The organism is Marinobacter litoralis (assembly GCF_003336705.1).
Classification (GTDB): domain Bacteria; phylum Pseudomonadota; class Gammaproteobacteria; order Pseudomonadales; family Oleiphilaceae; genus Marinobacter; species Marinobacter litoralis.
The window spans coordinates 594,686-610,761 of the sequence record NZ_QMDL01000001.1; the positions used below are offsets into that span (position 1 = coordinate 594,686).

Below are 16,076 nucleotides of genomic sequence, written 5' to 3' on the forward strand. Positions count from 1 at the left end.
CGGGCAGCCGAGCAGGAGAACGAGTTATGGCAGCCCCGAGCGGACAGCACAATCAGGCCCAGGAAGATCAGGTACTCCAGTACGTGACCTTTCACTTGGATGATGAGACATACGGCATCAACGTAATGCAAATCCAGGAAGTGCTCCGGTACACAGAGATAGCGCCGGTGCCGGGTGCTCCGGATTACGTGCTAGGTATCATCAACCTTCGGGGCAACGTTGTGACGGTGATTGATACCCGTCGCCGGTTCGGATTGATGGACGCCGATGTCACCGAAGCAACGCGCATTGTGGTGATGGAATCTGAAAACCAAGTGATGGGTGTGCTGGTGGATTCAGTGGCTGAGGTTATCTACCTCAAGTCCAGCGAGATTGAAACAGCGCCCAACGTGGGGAACGAGGAAAGTGCCAAGTTCATCCAGGGTGTGTGTAACAAGAACGGCGAGCTGATCATTCTCGTCGAGTTTGAAAAGATGCTGACAGACCACGAGTGGGCTGAAATCGCAGCGCTGTAAACGGCCAAGCCAACAGCGTTTCTGATGGACGTCTACCGTGGTAACCAATAACGGAGATGTCCATTATGAGCTTTAACATTCCTTCCTGGCTTCCTTGGTGCCTGACCGCTGTGGCGATTGTTCTGGTTCTTGTGCAGGGCATTGTCCATGGCCGCAAGATTCAAGCACTTCAGACATCCCTCAAGAACCGTTGCGATACCCTTGGGCGAGAGCTGCATGCCACCACCAGTGGCAGCATGGGCGTGGGCCAGAGATTGGTCGCCTGTGAGCGTCAACTGTTCGAGCTGCGCAACGCCATGGACGAAATGCGCCAGAACGACCCCCTCAGGATTTCTTACGACGAAGCCGCCCGGTTGGTTGATCTTGGTGCGGATATCGACGATTTAATGAATACTTGCGGCATATCTCGCCCAGAAGCAGAACTGGTATCAGCACTCAAGAAGCGCCAAGCCGCATAATATCAGGGTTCGTCGGCCGCTGTGCCGGCCTCGGGGTGGGCGTCATCTGGCGTTTTACCCCGAATATGAAACGCAAACGCCAGAATTTCGGCAATCACCCGATAGAGCTCTTCGGGGATCTCTTCGTTTAGAGATAAGCGCGCCAGAATGCCTGCTAATTCGGCATTTTCATACAAGGGGACATCGTTTTCCTGAGCGATGCGAATAATTTCCTCCGCCAACTCCCAGGTGCCTGTTGCTGAAATGATCGGAGCTCGCTTGCCATCGTATTTCAGGGCAACGGCCGCGGGGGCTGTATTGTCATCGCGATTTTGGTATTTATCGTCCTGATTCATGCCTTGGTATCTACCAGTCGATGTTCCAGTCGGGTTTCGGCGTGCTGGGGGCTGCCTCGTCTACATTCCAAATCCGCTACTTCAAGGCCTAGATCTGCCAAGCTTTGGCGTAGTAGCGGAAGCTCTTCGTTTACCTGACGAAGGGTTGATTGTTTTATTGCCCATATGTGAGCGCTGACACTGGGGTGCCGATAGGCCACTTCAAAGTGCAAGGGGCCTGCGTGGTCCAGATCCATTGCCAGATTGAGGCGCCACTCGCTTACAGATGTTCGCTCCGGATTATTTTTCGTATTTCTCTCTTGTTGATATTGCTCCATCCGGAGTTGGGCCATACGTGGTTCATGTTGCGGGGTTAGCCAGGGAATCTCTAGCAGCAAAGTACTGGCGGGTGTGCCGGGTTCCGCCCCGGCTCTTGCGGTCAGAGTTTGGCTGTGTAGCTGGTTCACGGTAATGCGGTTCAGCATGCCTGCCAGCATACGCAAAGTCTGAGCAACGCTTGCCGGTTCGCTGCTGCCTTGTGACACATTGGCTGCGGTCAGTCTCGGGAACTGAAGAGGCGCATTCAACAGGTCCTGGCTTGCCAGTGGTGTCAGACGGTTAAAAGCTTCTGGGGATTGCCCTTGGCTTGCGAGCAAGGCGGTAACGATGCGGGCCAGCGCCAATTTTAAATCGGTGGGTGCGCCCTGTGGGCCACTGGTTTGCAACAGGCGGGATTCCGCAAATACGCCGCTTTCAGATAACCACTGTTTTACTTGTGATGCGCTTCCCTCCGCTTTGCCTGCGCCCGGCTGCAGCGAGTTAGCTTTTGCCATATTGGCGAATAGATCTTCAAGAGTCTGTCTTGCGGCTACTGGCAGTGGTTGGGTGGTGTTGGCTGCAGGTGGCTGGCCGGGTTGTGGGGCAGCTTTAAGTCCGGCATTCATGCTGTTAAGCAGTTGAGCCAGTCCGCTTTGCAGGTTTTGTTGCCACGGCAAACGTTGCGCCAGAGCTTTCGCTATACCGGATTCCTGGCTGGTCGCTAACTTGCCGATGAGTCTGAGTTCGTTGCCAGCGCGCATGACCTTAATCAAGTCGCCAGCTTTTAAATCCGGGGCCTGGTCACCGGTGGCGACCGGGAGAGAGCGACCTTTTACTTCTAAAATGAGCTCGTTTCCTCCGCCTTTCCGCTGCAATACTTCAGCCACTTTGGCGACGGTAGACTCTCGGTTACCCAGCTTCAACTGCGCCAGCTGCTGCTGGGCAGACTGCGTACGATCGATTCCGGCGGAGGGTAAACCTGTATGGGTTTGGCCGCCTCCCGACTGTTTGTTCACTGGGGTTGCGGGCGTTGGCCCGCCGTTCAGTTTCATTGGCATTGTTTTGATATCGGGCAAGAGTAATCTGTGATCGCTTTCGCTATAATGCGCGACGTTGACTATGAATGCCCGGATTTTATGTTGGTCGCTGTTTGGTCTTCATTCATACACCTGATGCTGTATTTGCATCCTTCGCTTTAAAACGGAACCCAGATGCCCGAGCCGTTACTACAGGCCGTTGGTCTTGAGTGTGAGCGCGACGAGCGCCTTCTGTTCCAGAACCTGTCATTTTCCATACTGCCCGGTACGGTTACCCGTGTCGAGGGCCCCAATGGTTCCGGTAAAACAACCCTGCTGAGAATTCTGGCGGGTTTGAATGATGCCTGGACGGGGGATCTCAGTTGGTGTGGAAAGCCCAGAGACCAGCACCGCGAATCCTATCTGCGTAATATGCTTTACCTTGGGCATCGTCCCGGCATCAAACCGCTGTTAACACCGCTGGAGAATTTGCGGGCATTGATGGCCGGGCGCCGGCCCCTTAACGATGATGCGCTGCTTCAGGCACTGTCTGGAACAGGTCTGTCGGGTTTTGAGCATGTGCCCTGTCGAAATTTGTCCGCGGGGCAGCAGCGCCGGGTGGCATTGGCCCGTTTGCTGATTGCGGATGAGCCTTTATGGCTGCTTGATGAAGTGTTTACCGCCATTGATGCGTCTGGCGTAGAAGCTATTGAATCTTTGCTGCTTCAGCGGGCTCAAGAGGGGGGCGCTGTGATTGTTACGACCCATCACGATCTTAATTTGCCGGACATGGGGCGCATCACCCTGGGAGTGGGGCCGAGTGATGAATGCTAATGTGCCAGTCAAAGTGAAAGCAGTGAGTGCTTCAGTAGGCGTGTCTCAGGCTATGGTGTCGGTCTTTTTGCGTGATGTCCGTGTCGCGTTTCGGCAAAAGCAAGACCTGCTCAATCCGCTGTTGTTTTTTACCATGGTGGTAACTCTATTCCCCCTTGGTGTAAGCCCGGAAGTGGCATTCCTGAAACAGTCCGGAGCCGGTATCCTTTGGGTAGCGGCTTTATTGTCGGTGCTGTTATCGCTGGACCATCTGTTTCGACACGATTTTGATGATGGCACCTTGGAACAGTTAATGTTGCAGCCTCAGCCCTTGTTTTTACTGGTGTTGGCGAAAACTCTGGCCCACTGGATACTGACCGGGCTGCCTTTGGTGCTGTTAACACCCGTTTTAGGATTAATGTTGCATCTGGACGGGAACTCCGTGGCAACTTTGTGTCTAACGCTGCTGATCGGCACTCCGGTATTGAGTTTGATTGGCTCGATAGGCGCAGCATTGACGTTGGGCTTGCGTTCGGCCGGAGTGCTCTTGTCACTGCTGATTATTCCGCTGTACATTCCTGTGCTCATTTTTGGCACCGGAACAGTGGCCGCAGCTGCAGAGGGCGCGCAAGTTTCCGGTTATCTGGCGTTGATGGGTGCTTTTTTGGTGTTGGCGCTGACATTGGCGCCCTTTGCATCGGCTGCAGCATTACGAATCAGCCTGTCCAATAGCTGAACGATGGTCAGCCGGGCAGAAACGAACAGTGAACAGTAAGACGGTGACTAACTGATGTGGCAATTCTTTCACAAGCTGGGCTCTCCGAAGTGGTTCTTTGGAATTGCGAACCGCTTTATGCCTTGGCTGTTGGCGGGAGGCCTGATCCTTCTGGTTGCGGGGTTAGTCTGGGGGCTGGCGTTTGCCCCGAAAGATTATCTGCAGGGCAATAGCTACCGGATCATCTTTATTCACGTGCCTTCGGCGTTTTTGGCCCAGTCGATTTACATCATGATGGCCTCGGCGGCCGTGGTAACGTTGGTTTGGCGCATGAAGTTGGCGGATGTCTTTGTGAAATCCGTGGCGCCGGTTGGCTTGTTGTTTACCTTTCTGGCGCTTTTTACGGGCGCGGTTTGGGGTAAGCCGACGTGGGGCACTTGGTGGGTCTGGGATGCACGGCTGACGTCCATGCTGATCTTGCTGTTCCTTTATGGCGGTGTGATCGCCCTTGATCGCTCTATCAATGACGAGAAATCGGCAGCCCGAGCGGTCGCGGTTCTGGTACTGGTCGGAGTGGTGAATATTCCCATCATTAAATATTCAGTGAATTGGTGGAACACATTGCACCAGCCGGCCACTTTCAAGCTCACCGAAAAGCCCGCCATGGCCATGGAGATGTGGGTGCCGCTGTTACTGTCGGTGCTGGGGCTCTATCTGCTGTTTGGCTGGCTGGCTTGCCTGAGAATGAAAACCGAGATTCTGGTGCGGGAACGTCGTACCCGGTGGGTAAAAGAACTCGTTCTGGCGGGAAGGAAATAACCAATGGCATTTGAATCATTTTCTGCATTTCTCGCCATGGAAGGCCATGGTCCCTACGTGTGGACCTGTTATGCCGTGTTCGTCATTCTGGTTGCGGGCACGGTGTTTTGGTCGGCGAAACGCCATCAAGCTACGTATCACATGTGTAAGCGCGGCTATGAGCAGGAGAACCCGAAAGGGCAAAACGTGCCAAAAGCCGCAGCCACGTTTACACGTGTTGAAATCTCTCAGGATTGATCATTAGGTAACCCATGCATCCGATTCGTAAGAAAAGACTGACCATATTGATTTTTCTTGTTGCTGGTTTGGCCGTTGCGGTTGGTCTGACCACCTACGCATTACGCCAGAACATCAATCTGTTTTATGACCCCACTGAAATTGCCGCCGGCAATGCGCCGGTCGATGTGCGGATTCGGGCTGGCGGTATGGTAGAAGAGGGTAGCGTAAAACGTGACCCTGAAAGCCTTTCTGTGCGTTTCCGGGTAACAAACTTCACGGATTCTGTTTCGGTTGAGTACGTCGGTATCCTGCCGGATCTCTTTGCTGAAGGGCAGGGCGTGGTTGCCATGGGCCGCTTGAACAACGACGGTCTTTTTGTGGCGGATCAGGTTCTGGCCAAGCACGACGAAAATTACATGCCACCCGAAGTGGCCGATGCCTTGGAAAAGTCATCGAAAGGACAGCACAAATCGCCATACGCAGACAAAGCTGCTGAATCCCAGGCTTACTGAGCCCCCATTTATTGTTGATGTTGGAGAGTCCTGATGTATCCGGAACTCGGGCAAGTTTCACTGATACTCGCGCTGTTGTTGGCGTTACTTCTGTCTGTTGTGCCGTTAGCGGGGGCCCTCACCGGGCGAGATAGCCTGCAGGCCTTTGCCCGACCCTTGGCGTCGGGCATGTTTGTGTTTACCGCGCTGGCCTTTGCCATCCTAACCCACGCTTTTGTGGTTGATGACTTTTCCGTTGCCTACGTGGCCAACAACAGCAACAGCATGCTGCCTTGGTTCTATAAGTTCAGTGCCGTTTGGGGAGGCCACGAGGGCTCGTTGCTGTTGTGGATTCTTATGCTGACGGGCTGGACGCTGGCGGTGGCTGTTTTCAGCCGTAAGTTGCCATCGACCATGGTCTCACAGGTTCTGTCTGTGATGGGTATGGTGTGTGTTGGCTTCTTCTTGTTCATTATTCTGACGTCCAACCCCTTTGATCGCCTGCTGCCGAACATCCCGGCAGACGGCCAAGACCTCAACCCTCTATTGCAGGACATTGGCCTGATCGTACATCCGCCCATGCTGTACATGGGATATGTAGGATTCTCTGTGGCCTTCGCCTTTGCGCTGGCGGCTCTGATTAATGGCCGTTTAGATGCTGCTTGGGCCCGTTGGTCGCGGCCTTGGACAACCGTTGCTTGGTCGTTCCTGACCATTGGTATTGCCTTGGGAAGCTGGTGGGCCTACTACGAGCTTGGCTGGGGCGGCTGGTGGTTCTGGGATCCGGTCGAAAACGCATCCTTGCTGCCTTGGTTGTCGGGCACCGCACTGATGCACTCCTTGGCGGTGACGGAAAAACGCGGCGTATTCAAAAGCTGGACCGTGTTGTTGGCCATTGTAACCTTTGCGTTGAGTCTGCTGGGTACCTTCCTGGTTCGTTCCGGCGTATTGACCTCCGTTCACGCGTTCGCATCTGATCCGGAGCGGGGCACCTTCCTGCTCATGCTGCTGGGTATTACCGTGATTGGTAGTTTGGCGCTGTATGCATTCCGCGCGCCGGTGGTGCATGTGCGTTCACGTTACGGTTCATTGTCGCGAGAGATTTTCTTGTTGCTGAACAACGTGCTGCTGGTGACGGCAACCTTGTTGGTCGCTATCGGAACGCTGTACCCGTTGGTTCTGGACTATTTGGATATGGGGAAACTGTCCATTGGTGAACCGTTCTTTAACACTACCTTTAGCCCGTTGGCGGTCGCGACCGGACTGTTGTTGGGCGCGGGTGTGTTCTCCCGCTGGAAAAAAACGGACGGTGGATGGCTAGGCCGGAAGCTGCTGTGGCCATTGGCCTTGAGCCTGACAGCCAGTGTGGCTGTGATTCTGCTCTATGGAAGTTTCAAGCCCTGGGCGTTTGCCGGTGTGTTCACCGCAATTTGGGTGGCCGTGGCGACACTGTGGGATCTTTGGGACAAGTCGTCGTCCCGTCAGGGGCGTTTGCACGGCCTTAAGCGCCAGTCACGGAGTTACTGGGGCATGGTTCTGGGGCACCTCGGCGTTGCCATGGTTATGGCGGGGGCAACGGTGGTGTCGAACTATGGCATCGAGCGAGATGTCCGCATGGTGCCGGGTGACTCGGCCATGGTGGGCGATTACGAAATCGTTTTTACGGATATTGGTAACCGTCGCGGGGCTAATTTTACCGCTCAATACGGCAGCTTCGATGTGCTTTTGGACGGCAAAAAGATTTCCGAATTGCATCCGGAGAAACGGAATTACCCGGTAGGAATGAGCGTGATGACCGAGGCCGATATTGATGGTGGTCTGTTCCGGGATATTTTCGTGGCTATTGGTGAACGGATTTCCGACGATGCCTGGGCCATTCGCTTGCAGTACAAACCGTTGATTCGCTGGCTTTGGTTGGGAGCTTTGATTATGGCCATTGGTGGTTTCCTGGCGATTGCCGATAAACGCTATCGCATTCGGGAGAAGAATCAGGCGAAGGTCACTGACCCGAGTGCTAAGGTCGGTAGCGCACAGGCTGCAGGAGCCACATCATGAAGCGTGTGCTGTTGTTTTTGCCGCTGGTTATTGCGGTAGCTGTCGGTGTTTTTCTGGCCGCGGGTATCGGCAAAGATCCCACCAAGCTGGAGTCTGCGCGCATCGGCAAGCCGGTACCGGCCTTTAGCTTGGAAAGCCTGAATAATCCAACTCAACTGCTGGATGAATCTGTGCTGAAAGGCGAGGTGGCCCTGTTGAATGTGTGGGCGGAGTGGTGCCCATCCTGCTGGGACGAACATGAATACCTGATGTGGTTGTCGAAAGAGAAAGGTGTTCGCATTGTGGGGCTTAACTATAAAGATCAGCGCGAAACGGCATTCAGCTTTCTCGGGCGCTTGGGTAATCCCTACGATGAAATTATTTTCGACCCCAAGGGCTCGCTGGGTTTTGATCTCGGCGTATACGGCGCGCCGGAAACCTTTGTCATCGATGCGAACGGCATCGTTCAGTACCGCCACGTAGGCGTGGTGAATAAGCGAGTATGGGAAGAGGTCCTGCAGCCGGTTATTCAGAAGGCGAAGGGGAATAGTTAATGCGTAATATTCAGAGTGCGTTATTGCTATTGATCGTTTGTGCCTTTGGTGTTCAGGCTGAAGTGAGAGAAGTGTACGACTTTGACACCCGTGCCGAAGAACAGCGCTATCAGAATTTGATAGCCGAGTTACGTTGCCCTAAGTGTCAGAATCAGAACATTGCTGATTCCAACGCACCGATTTCCAAAGATATGCGGGATCAGGTATATCGCTTGATGAAGAACGGTGCCACTAACGATGAAATCGTGGGCGATCTGGTGGGTCGTTTCGGGGAGTTTGTGCAATACAAACCGCCCGTGGATAAACGGACCATCCTGTTATGGGCCTTCCCTGCCATTGCTGTCATTACGGGTGTCGCCATCGTAGCGGGCGTTGCCATACGATCCCGAAAGCGCGAAGAGGAAGAGCCGGCGCTCAGCCCCGAAGAACTGGCCCGCGTCAAAAAAATGCTGGCAGACAAGGATCAGCAAGACTGAAGCTGATCCACGCAACACATTTCTAACTGTGATGATGACTTCACCATGACTCAAGAAACCTTTTGGATTGCCGCAGCGGTATTGATTTTGTTCGCTATGGCATTCGTGTTGTATCCGGTGCTTTTCCATCGGCCCAAATCAAGAATTGAAACAGATCTTAGAAATCAAAACCTGTTGGCCTACAAGTCGCGACTCCGGGAGCTGGAAGTCGAACACGAAGCAGGTATTTTGGATCAGCAAAGTTACGAACAGCTGAAAGATGAACTGGCCGGTTCGATGCTGGATGACGTGCCTGAAAATGCCCGGCCCGAGAAGCGAATTCCCGGGCGCCGAAGTGCCACGGCAGTGGCTTTGTTGGCGCTTTTGTTACTGCCGCCAAGTGCTTATTTTGCGTACCAGGAATGGGGCTCTATGGGACAGGTGGAGCAGTATCTCACCATGCAGGAGATGAACGCTTCCGGAGCCGACCAGGTGGCACGTATGTCGGAACTCGCCGACCAGCTGCGGGAACGTCTGGAAGAAAACCCCGAGAATATTGATGGCTGGGCCATGCTTGCTCAAACCTATATGCGGGTAGAGCGTTATCAAGAGGCCGCTGCGGCGTATCAGCGCTTGGCTGAGCTGGTTAAAGACGACCCGGCCTCGAGTGCGGTTGCTTACGGTTTGTCTGCACAGGCTTTATTTTTCAAAACGGAAGGTGAAATCACGCCAAGGGTTCAGCAGGCCATCGATAACGCATTGGCGTTAGATGCGACCGAAGTGAATTCGCTCGGCTTGCTGGGTATTCACGCCTTTAGCCAACAGAATTACCGTAAAGCGATTGAGTATTGGGAAACCATTACGGAAGCTGCGCCAAATCATCCGCAAATTGCATCGATTCGCGGTGGTATTGCCGAAGCTTATGGACGGTTGGGTGAAACACCGCCGTCTCAGGCCGTTGAACAAGCCCAGGCCACATCGGCTGGTGTAGATCTTCGGGTGTCCATTGATGACGCATTTAAGGAGCAGGTGCCTGCTGACACGACATTGTTTATTTTCGCCCGCCCGGCGGGGGCAACTGGCGGCGCTCCGGTAGCCGTGACGCGCTTAACGGCCGGAGCCTTGCCAGTTAACGTTCGCTTGGACGACAACTATGCGATGTCCCCGGAAGCGACCATTTCGGCTGTTGACGAAGTCGTGGTGGTGGCGCGTCTGAGCCGCAGCGGCTCCATCAGCGCCCAGCCCGGCGATTGGCAAGGGCAGGTCACGGCGGATGTTGTTGCGCCTGATGCTGCTGGCCAGCCGGTGGAGTTGATTATCAACCAACAGCTTACCAACTGATTGGTCTTATGAATGCCCGGTCGGCTAGCTAGACAGTCCGGCCGGGTAAAGCGGAGCCAGTCCGTTTTGATCTTCCTTCCGAGTTTCCCCTTGCCTTAGTTGCGTCACCGCCTTCGCCAGATTGTCTCTTACGGTCTTGTCAGAGCCTGCGGAGTCTGGCGTTTTCGCTGCATAGAGGCTGGCCTGGAAATCTCTAAGTGCTTCATCAAGATTGCGGTTGTTGCTGTAGCGAACGACATCAGAAGTATCGTTAAAGTTCTGCTCAGGGAATCGTTCGCGTGCCCAGCGAACCAGCAAAACTGAGGTTTCGGGTGCTCCATTCTGAATTGCGGTTGTAAGCCGTAGAAAACGGTCTTTCTCGGTACCACCGACGGTGGGGGTATCGTTCAACTTTGTGGCGGGTTGTTTTCTGCGAGAGAGCCACCAGAGCGCAACGGTGATCAGCCAAAGGCTGCCCAACAATAAGGTGGTCCATAGCCAGGGAGAACGCTTATCAGCGTCGGTATCGAGTGTTCCTTCTGGCGGCTGGTCGGTTGTTGGCTCAGGCCCCGAAGGTTCGGAGACAGTCGGCGTTGCTGTTGCTGTACCACCTTCGATTCGGTAACTCCGGGCAGGTAATACGGCTTCTTCCAATTGCTCCGTTCGGGTGTTCCACCAAGGTACTCGAACTTCAGGAATAACAATCTCTCCTGAGTGTACCGGAACCAGCGCAGCTTCCAGCTGCAAGGTGGACTCAATACCGTCCGGAGTGGATTCGGTGTTTCTTCGGGGTTGTTCGGGGTAGTGCCGAAGGGCGCCAGGGTATTTAACCGAGAGCGGTGGCAGGGCTTCGGAGGGAAGGCCGGAAGCCTGCATTACAATGTTTCGGGTCAGGTTGCTGCCTGCCGTTAATACTTCGTTGTCGGGCAGGCCGTCTTCCTCCAACGCGAGATTGTCGGCCGGCAGCCAGGGCTGGCCTGCTGGGTAATCAGCGGGCACAGGTTTTACTTGCACGGGATAGAGCTGCTGGCTGTCCCTTAAGAATCGAAGGGCGCCGTTGGCTTCTCTGACTTGACCTTCAAAGCGGATGGCCGGCAGCTCTAGTTCTCCGGGTGTCTGCGGGAAAATTGCGTAACGCCGCTCAACCACACGGTACCGTTTTCCATCGCGCTGGGTGGTGAACTCCCGCTGTTTACCCAAGCTTTCTATAATGGCATCGGGGTGTTGAGGATCGGACAGCTCACCGCGTATCAGGTTGCCCGAGAAATAGAGCTGCACCGTTAAGACCAGCTGCTCCTGCACATAGACTTCTGCCTTGTCTGCAGACAACTCGACAAAACTGTCACGGTTAGCGACCGGTTGATCCGGAGGCGTGCCTGAGACGACTTCAACAGTGACAGGTTTGGAGCTGGCGTCTTTGAATTTAAGCGCCGGGATAGTCAGGGTGCCGGTGCGTGTCGGCGCGAGTTGATAGGTCCAGGTGATTTCGCCCACCATGTCGCCATTGACGGTTTGCACGCTGTAGCGTTGATTGCGTGCGAGTATCTCGAAATCTGGTTCCACTTGCTCAATGTTCGGTGAGGGTAACTGCGACAAATCGAAGTTGAACAGGTTGCTGAGATTGAGTTCGATGTCCATCGATCCTTTTACGGTCAATGTCAGCACTTCGCCCTCATAGAGCTGAGTCCGATCCGGCTCCGCCGTCAGCTCATTGGCGGACAGTGGGCCGGAAAGAACGAGCAAAAGGCACAAGAGGGAAGACAGAAGGTTCTTTACCATGGTGTACCGCCCTCGTCGCGTTGGGTCTGGCGTTGTTGATACTGCTGCAGGAACTTACGTTGCAGCAACCCCCCCGGGTTGTCAGGCACTTTCCGAAGCATCTGTTCTTGCCCTTGGCTCAGGGGTTGCTCGTTCAGTGGTACAGGCGCTTCGGCGCCGGGTGTCTGTTCGGGATTTTGGTCCGATGGCTGGGCGTTGGCCTCTTGCTCGGTTTCCGACTGCTCTGGCTCTTGCTGCCCTTGTGGCTGCTGATCGTCCTGATGTTGGCTTTCAGGAGATTGCTGGTTGTCCTGATCCTGTTGTTCACCGTTCTGGCTTTCGGTGCCATCATTGGACTGCGATTCATCGCTTTGTTGAGAGTCGCCACTCTGGTTGTCGGAATTGTTTTGCTGCGAATTCTGGTTTTGCTGCTGATTCTCTTCGCCGTTTTGATCCTGGTTCTGTTGTTGCTCCAGAAGTTGCTTGACCAGATCATAATTGAAACGGGCGTCGGCGTGTTCAGGGTGCTTTTCTAGTACTTGCTCGTAGGCTTCAAGAGCTTTTTCCAGCTTGCCTGCTCGGGCGAGGGCATTGCCACGATTGTAGTCACCGGCAATGTCGCCGGATTCTGAAAATGCTTCGGTGGCCTCGTCATACTTTCCGGCCCGGTAAAGCGCGGAGCCTCGCCAAGCGGGTTGTTCCAATAACTCGGCGGCTTTGTGCGGATTTTGCTCGATCAGCTCAGGACCACGCTGGTCCTCCCTTTGCCACAGGCTACCCCAGTCCAGCGCCATCGCGGGCCTTGGGGCCATGGTGATTGGCAGCATGGAAAGCGCGAGAATCGCAAAAGCCCCTCGGCGCCAGCCCATCAGCAATAACGGCAATGCCAACCATAGCAGCCAATAACCGTCATCTTGCCAGCGGTTGATGGTGAGGCCGTCCTCGCTTTCCTGCCAATCTTCAGTCGCCTTGGGCTCTACGTTTAATGCCAGTATGTCGGTGTCATCCAGTGTTATTTGGTGGCTTTGCCCACCAGATTGGTTGGCAAGGTTCGCGAGCGCATCGGGGTTTGCTTTGGTAATCACGATGTTGTTCCCGTCCCGAATGAAACCGTGACGGGGTAGGGGGATCGGGCCGCCTTCTTCGGTGCCAACGGTCAGAGTGCTGAGAGTGTATGGCGTAACGCTGAGCTGTTCGATAACGCTGTTTCTATAGCTTTCCGATACATCGTCGGCAATCAGAAGAATGCGGCCACGCCCGGGCGCGCCATTGTTCAACAAATTGACAGCTTCCTTTACGGCAAGATCGGTGCGGTTGCCTTGTGCTGGCATGATTGTGGGCTCGAGCACGCTGAGCATAGCTTGAATGGTTCGGTGGTCCTCGGTAAGCGGCGTTACCACATGGGCATCACCGGCATACACCAGCAGAGCGGTAAGGCCGCCTTGGCGTTGCTCGAGAATATCCCGGATCTTGCGTTTGGCGAGGGTCAGCCTGTCCGGCTCGGTATCCGTGGCCAGCATCGACAGCGACAAGTCCAGCGCAATCACAAGGCTGTCTTGGGGTTGTTTCAGCGGTGTGGGTGCTTGCCGCCAACTCGGTCCAGCCAGCGCAACGGCAAGAACGATAAGCGCAAGACTAAAGGGCCAGAAGGGGGATGCGGTGGCACGATCAGAGGCACTGCCGGGCCGGCGAATCAAAGGTTTGAGCAGTTCCGGCGTAATATACCGGCCCCAGCCAGCATCGCCTTGTTTGAGGCGGTTTTGCAGCACGTATATCACAGGGATGGCGAAGACTAAACAAAGCCAAAGCGGCCGTAAAAAATGGAAATCAGCCACGATCAGCCTCCGTTTCAGGCATAGAGCGAGACCGGGAATTGGCGAAGCGGAGCACCATCAACGTCAGCCAGATCACGATGGCAAGGCCCGCCGGCCAAATGTAAAGCTCGGTCACCGGTCGGAAGAACTGGCCCTCCTGTTCAATGGGCTCCAGTTGGTTAATGCTGTCGTAAATCATCTCGAGCTCGGGCAGGCTGCGGGCCCGGAAGTATCGGCCACCGGTATGCTCGGCCATACGGGTAAGCAGCTCTTCGTCCAGATCCCGTGACGGATTCACGCGACGGGTGCCCAGCAACCCGCGTTGAATCACGGATTCCGCACCAATACCGATGGTGTAGAGCCTTACGCCGGCTGCGGCCGCGATGTCCGTGGCTTTGTCCGGACTGATTTCGCCTGCCGTATTGGCACCGTCGGTAAGCATGATGGCGACGCGCTGTTCTTGGGGCCGGTCACGCAGCCGTTTCACTGCAAGACCCACGGCATCACCGATGGCGGTCGCGCGGCCCGCCATGCCCAGACCGGATTCAATCAAAAGTGTCCGAACCGTCTCTCGGTCGAAGGTGAGGGGGGCCTGAACGTAGGGCTCAGTGCCGAAAAGAATGAGTCCGAGCCGGTCGCCTTCCCGCTGATCGATAAAGTCGTTAAGCACACGCTTTACCGCTTGTAGGCGATTGATGCTGCGCCCATGCAACACCATGTCTTGCTCTTCCATACTGGGCGATATATCCACCACTAACATCAGGTCGCGCCCGGTGATGGGCATCTGAACTTGCTCGCCAACATGTTGAGGCCGGCCGAGTGCGATCACCAGACAAATCCAGGCGGCCAGAATCAACAAGCTTCGCCACCACGGATTGGGCCTGCCCTGTGTGCTGACCCCCGGCATATCGGCAAGCCAATGCCCCACTGGGATAACCGGAGCATCCACGGGCTCACTCTTTTGCTTTCTGGCAATCAGAAGCAGGGGTAGAAAAACAAGCAATAACGCCCATGGGTAAGCCAGGTTGATCATAGCTGGGCCTCCAACCAAAGCGACGTAAATGCCAGCGCATTACGGGGATCAATCGCAGGCTTGGGTTGCCAGGCAGCGGTAACCATCGCTTCCGCTGTGGGACGGGATGCAATGCGGTCCTTGGGAAGGGTTTCCAGTAAGAAATCTACCCATTGGTCGCCGGTCATAGATTCCGGATGACGGTCCGGGTGGGTTTGGCGTGCAACACGCTTGAGCAGCCGGTTCAGGTCACCATACCAGCCTGGTTCATTACGCACCTGCTGACTCAACGTTGCCAGTTCTGCTTTGGCCTGACGCTTCCATAAGCTTCGCGCACGACGACGTTGCCAAGCCCATAACAAAGCGATCAATGCGATCAGACAAAAGGCCGCAAGCAACCACCAACCGGGCGCAGGAGGCCACCAGCCACCGGTTTCAGGCAGATAAATGTCTTTCAGCTGGGCGAGTGGGTCTTGGGGGTTCATCAGATCCGTCCTCCCGGCCCGAGCTGAAGCCTCAATGCTTCGGCCGGAGTGTCCTGCGTCATGATGGTTGAAGCGTGTACGCCGGCGGTGCGAAAACATTCCGCCAACTGCTGTTCATGGCTGGAGATCTTGGCTTGCCAAGCCTGCTGGAAATGCGGATTGGCTGCATCAAACCAGACGGGGCCCTCAGGCCCGGCAACGGCAAACTGACCGCTGCGCGGGAGTTCTTTTTCGAGCGGATCCATTATTCTCAGAGCGCTCACGCTGTTATGCCTCGACAGCGCTCCTAACAAACTGGTGGTTTCGTCGGATAGATTCATGAAATCGCTGACGATGAAAATACGGCTGCCGGTGTGAGCGACTCGACGTGCCTCGGACAGCGCTTTGTTCAAGTTCGGTCCTTCAGAAAACGCCGGGCTTGGAGGAATGCCGGGTTTGTGTTGCAGCCTGGCCATTGTATCCAAGAGCCGTAACAGCGATTTTTTGCGCCGGGCCGGCCGCAATACGTCAAGCTCCTGATGATTGAAAACCAGCCCTCCCACTTGATCGCCAGCCATAAGAGCAAGCCACGCCAGCAGCGCGGTTATCTGAGCGCATCGGGCTTGTTTGTAAGCGCCGGTGCTGGCGAAGAACAGGGTGGGCCCCAAGTCAGCAATGAGCAGCACCGGGCGCTCGCGTTCTTCTTCGAACAGTTTGGTGTGGGGCGATTGGCGCCGAGCGGTCACGCGCCAGTCAATACTGCGAATATCGTCTCCGGGCTGGTATTGCCGTACTTCGGCAAAGGTCATGCCCCGGCCGCGCTGACGCGATTGCCTTAAGCCCGCCTGACGGCCCCGCACCTGCCGGGCCGAGGGCAGTTTCAAAGCCCTGGCGTCGGCTTGTAAGCGAACCAGATCCTGCAAGGTGGCGTGGGTGACTGCTGTGTTGCCCATGGGTATTTCTCTTGTCGCCGAGGCGGGTTTTGCA

At 55.3% G+C, this 16,076-nt stretch carries 18 protein-coding genes; 11 read left to right on the forward strand and 7 right to left on the reverse strand.

The annotated features are described in order from the left end of the window. Window positions 1–26: 26 nt before the first annotated feature. Both DOQ08_RS02750 and DOQ08_RS02755 read left to right on the forward strand, forming a co-directional pair. Complete coding sequence (locus DOQ08_RS02750) at window positions 27–515, forward strand: chemotaxis protein CheW (RefSeq protein ID WP_114333360.1); 489 nt, start codon at window positions 27–29, stop codon at window positions 513–515. A 65-nt stretch (window positions 516–580) separates the two neighbouring features. Beyond that, window positions 581–973, forward strand: a complete 393-nt coding sequence (locus DOQ08_RS02755) for a DUF2802 domain-containing protein (RefSeq protein WP_114333361.1) — start codon at window positions 581–583, stop codon at window positions 971–973. A gap of 2 nt (window positions 974–975) precedes the next feature. Here the strand turns inward: DOQ08_RS02755 and DOQ08_RS02760 are convergent, their stop codons facing one another. Together DOQ08_RS02760 and fliK are read right to left on the reverse strand one after the other, a co-directional pair. Beyond that, the gene (locus DOQ08_RS02760) at window positions 976–1,308 is read right to left on the reverse strand and encodes an EscU/YscU/HrcU family type III secretion system export apparatus switch protein (RefSeq protein WP_114333362.1); all 333 of its coding nucleotides are present in this window, start codon (window positions 1,306–1,308) and stop codon (window positions 976–978) included. Next, window positions 1,305–2,663, reverse strand: a complete 1,359-nt coding sequence (fliK, locus tag DOQ08_RS02765) for a flagellar hook-length control protein FliK (protein ID WP_114333885.1) — start codon at window positions 2,661–2,663, stop codon at window positions 1,305–1,307. The genes DOQ08_RS02760 and fliK overlap by 4 nt, the downstream gene beginning before the upstream one ends. A 153-nt stretch (window positions 2,664–2,816) precedes the next feature. Here fliK and ccmA point away from each other — a divergent pair, with 153 nt between their 5' ends. The 9 genes from ccmA to ccmI are packed head-to-tail and all read left to right on the forward strand — an operon-like array spanning window position 2,817 to window position 10,062. Further along, a complete protein-coding gene (ccmA, locus tag DOQ08_RS02770; RefSeq protein WP_114333363.1) occupies window positions 2,817–3,455 on the forward strand; it encodes a cytochrome c biogenesis heme-transporting ATPase CcmA in 639 nt (212 codons plus the stop codon). Further along, window positions 3,445–4,170, forward strand: a complete 726-nt coding sequence (gene ccmB / locus DOQ08_RS02775) for a heme exporter protein CcmB (protein ID WP_114333364.1) — start codon at window positions 3,445–3,447, stop codon at window positions 4,168–4,170. Before ccmA ends, ccmB begins: the two co-directional genes overlap by 11 nt. Before the next feature lie 54 nt (window positions 4,171–4,224). Then, a complete protein-coding gene (gene ccmC / locus DOQ08_RS02780; RefSeq protein WP_114333365.1) occupies window positions 4,225–4,968 on the forward strand; it encodes a heme ABC transporter permease CcmC in 744 nt (247 codons plus the stop codon). Window positions 4,969–4,971: 3 nt separating this feature from the next. Next, on the forward strand, window positions 4,972–5,205 hold the full coding sequence (gene ccmD / locus DOQ08_RS02785; protein ID WP_114333366.1) for a heme exporter protein CcmD: 234 nt from the start codon (window positions 4,972–4,974) through the stop codon (window positions 5,203–5,205). Window positions 5,206–5,219: 14 nt separating this feature from the next. Beyond that, window positions 5,220–5,699, forward strand: coding sequence for a cytochrome c maturation protein CcmE (ccmE, locus tag DOQ08_RS02790; RefSeq protein WP_114333367.1), 480 nt, complete (start codon window positions 5,220–5,222; stop codon window positions 5,697–5,699). A gap of 33 nt (window positions 5,700–5,732) precedes the next feature. Then, window positions 5,733–7,733, forward strand: a complete 2,001-nt coding sequence (locus DOQ08_RS02795; RefSeq protein WP_114333368.1) for a heme lyase CcmF/NrfE family subunit — start codon at window positions 5,733–5,735, stop codon at window positions 7,731–7,733. Continuing rightward, window positions 7,730–8,266 (forward strand): DsbE family thiol:disulfide interchange protein, encoded by a 537-nt coding sequence (locus DOQ08_RS02800; RefSeq protein WP_114333369.1) that lies wholly within the window; start codon window positions 7,730–7,732, stop codon window positions 8,264–8,266. The genes DOQ08_RS02795 and DOQ08_RS02800 overlap by 4 nt, the downstream gene beginning before the upstream one ends. Next, window positions 8,266–8,742, forward strand: a complete 477-nt coding sequence (locus DOQ08_RS02805; protein ID WP_114333370.1) for a cytochrome c-type biogenesis protein — start codon at window positions 8,266–8,268, stop codon at window positions 8,740–8,742. Before DOQ08_RS02800 ends, DOQ08_RS02805 begins: the two co-directional genes overlap by 1 nt. Window positions 8,743–8,787: 45 nt before the next feature. Further along, window positions 8,788–10,062: a c-type cytochrome biogenesis protein CcmI gene (gene ccmI, locus DOQ08_RS02810; RefSeq protein ID WP_114333371.1), complete on the forward strand. Its 1,275-nt coding sequence runs from the start codon at window positions 8,788–8,790 to the stop codon at window positions 10,060–10,062. A 24-nt stretch (window positions 10,063–10,086) separates the two neighbouring features. Here the strand turns inward: ccmI and DOQ08_RS02815 are convergent, their stop codons facing one another. The 5 genes from DOQ08_RS02815 to DOQ08_RS02835 are packed head-to-tail and all read right to left on the reverse strand — an operon-like array spanning window position 10,087 to window position 16,042. Beyond that, a complete protein-coding gene (locus tag DOQ08_RS02815; protein WP_114333372.1) occupies window positions 10,087–11,820 on the reverse strand; it encodes a BatD family protein in 1,734 nt (577 codons plus the stop codon). Then, the gene (locus DOQ08_RS02820) at window positions 11,814–13,634 is read right to left on the reverse strand and encodes a vWA domain-containing protein (protein ID WP_206074763.1); all 1,821 of its coding nucleotides are present in this window, start codon (window positions 13,632–13,634) and stop codon (window positions 11,814–11,816) included. Before DOQ08_RS02820 ends, DOQ08_RS02815 begins: the two co-directional genes overlap by 7 nt. Continuing rightward, window positions 13,627–14,646, reverse strand: a complete 1,020-nt coding sequence (locus tag DOQ08_RS02825; RefSeq protein ID WP_114333374.1) for a vWA domain-containing protein — start codon at window positions 14,644–14,646, stop codon at window positions 13,627–13,629. Before DOQ08_RS02825 ends, DOQ08_RS02820 begins: the two co-directional genes overlap by 8 nt. Further along, the gene (locus tag DOQ08_RS02830; protein ID WP_114333375.1) at window positions 14,643–15,110 is read right to left on the reverse strand and encodes a DUF4381 domain-containing protein; all 468 of its coding nucleotides are present in this window, start codon (window positions 15,108–15,110) and stop codon (window positions 14,643–14,645) included. The genes DOQ08_RS02825 and DOQ08_RS02830 overlap by 4 nt, the downstream gene beginning before the upstream one ends. Then, the gene (locus DOQ08_RS02835) at window positions 15,110–16,042 is read right to left on the reverse strand and encodes a DUF58 domain-containing protein (RefSeq protein WP_114333376.1); all 933 of its coding nucleotides are present in this window, start codon (window positions 16,040–16,042) and stop codon (window positions 15,110–15,112) included. The genes DOQ08_RS02830 and DOQ08_RS02835 overlap by 1 nt, the downstream gene beginning before the upstream one ends. Window positions 16,043–16,076: the final 34 nt, after the last annotated feature.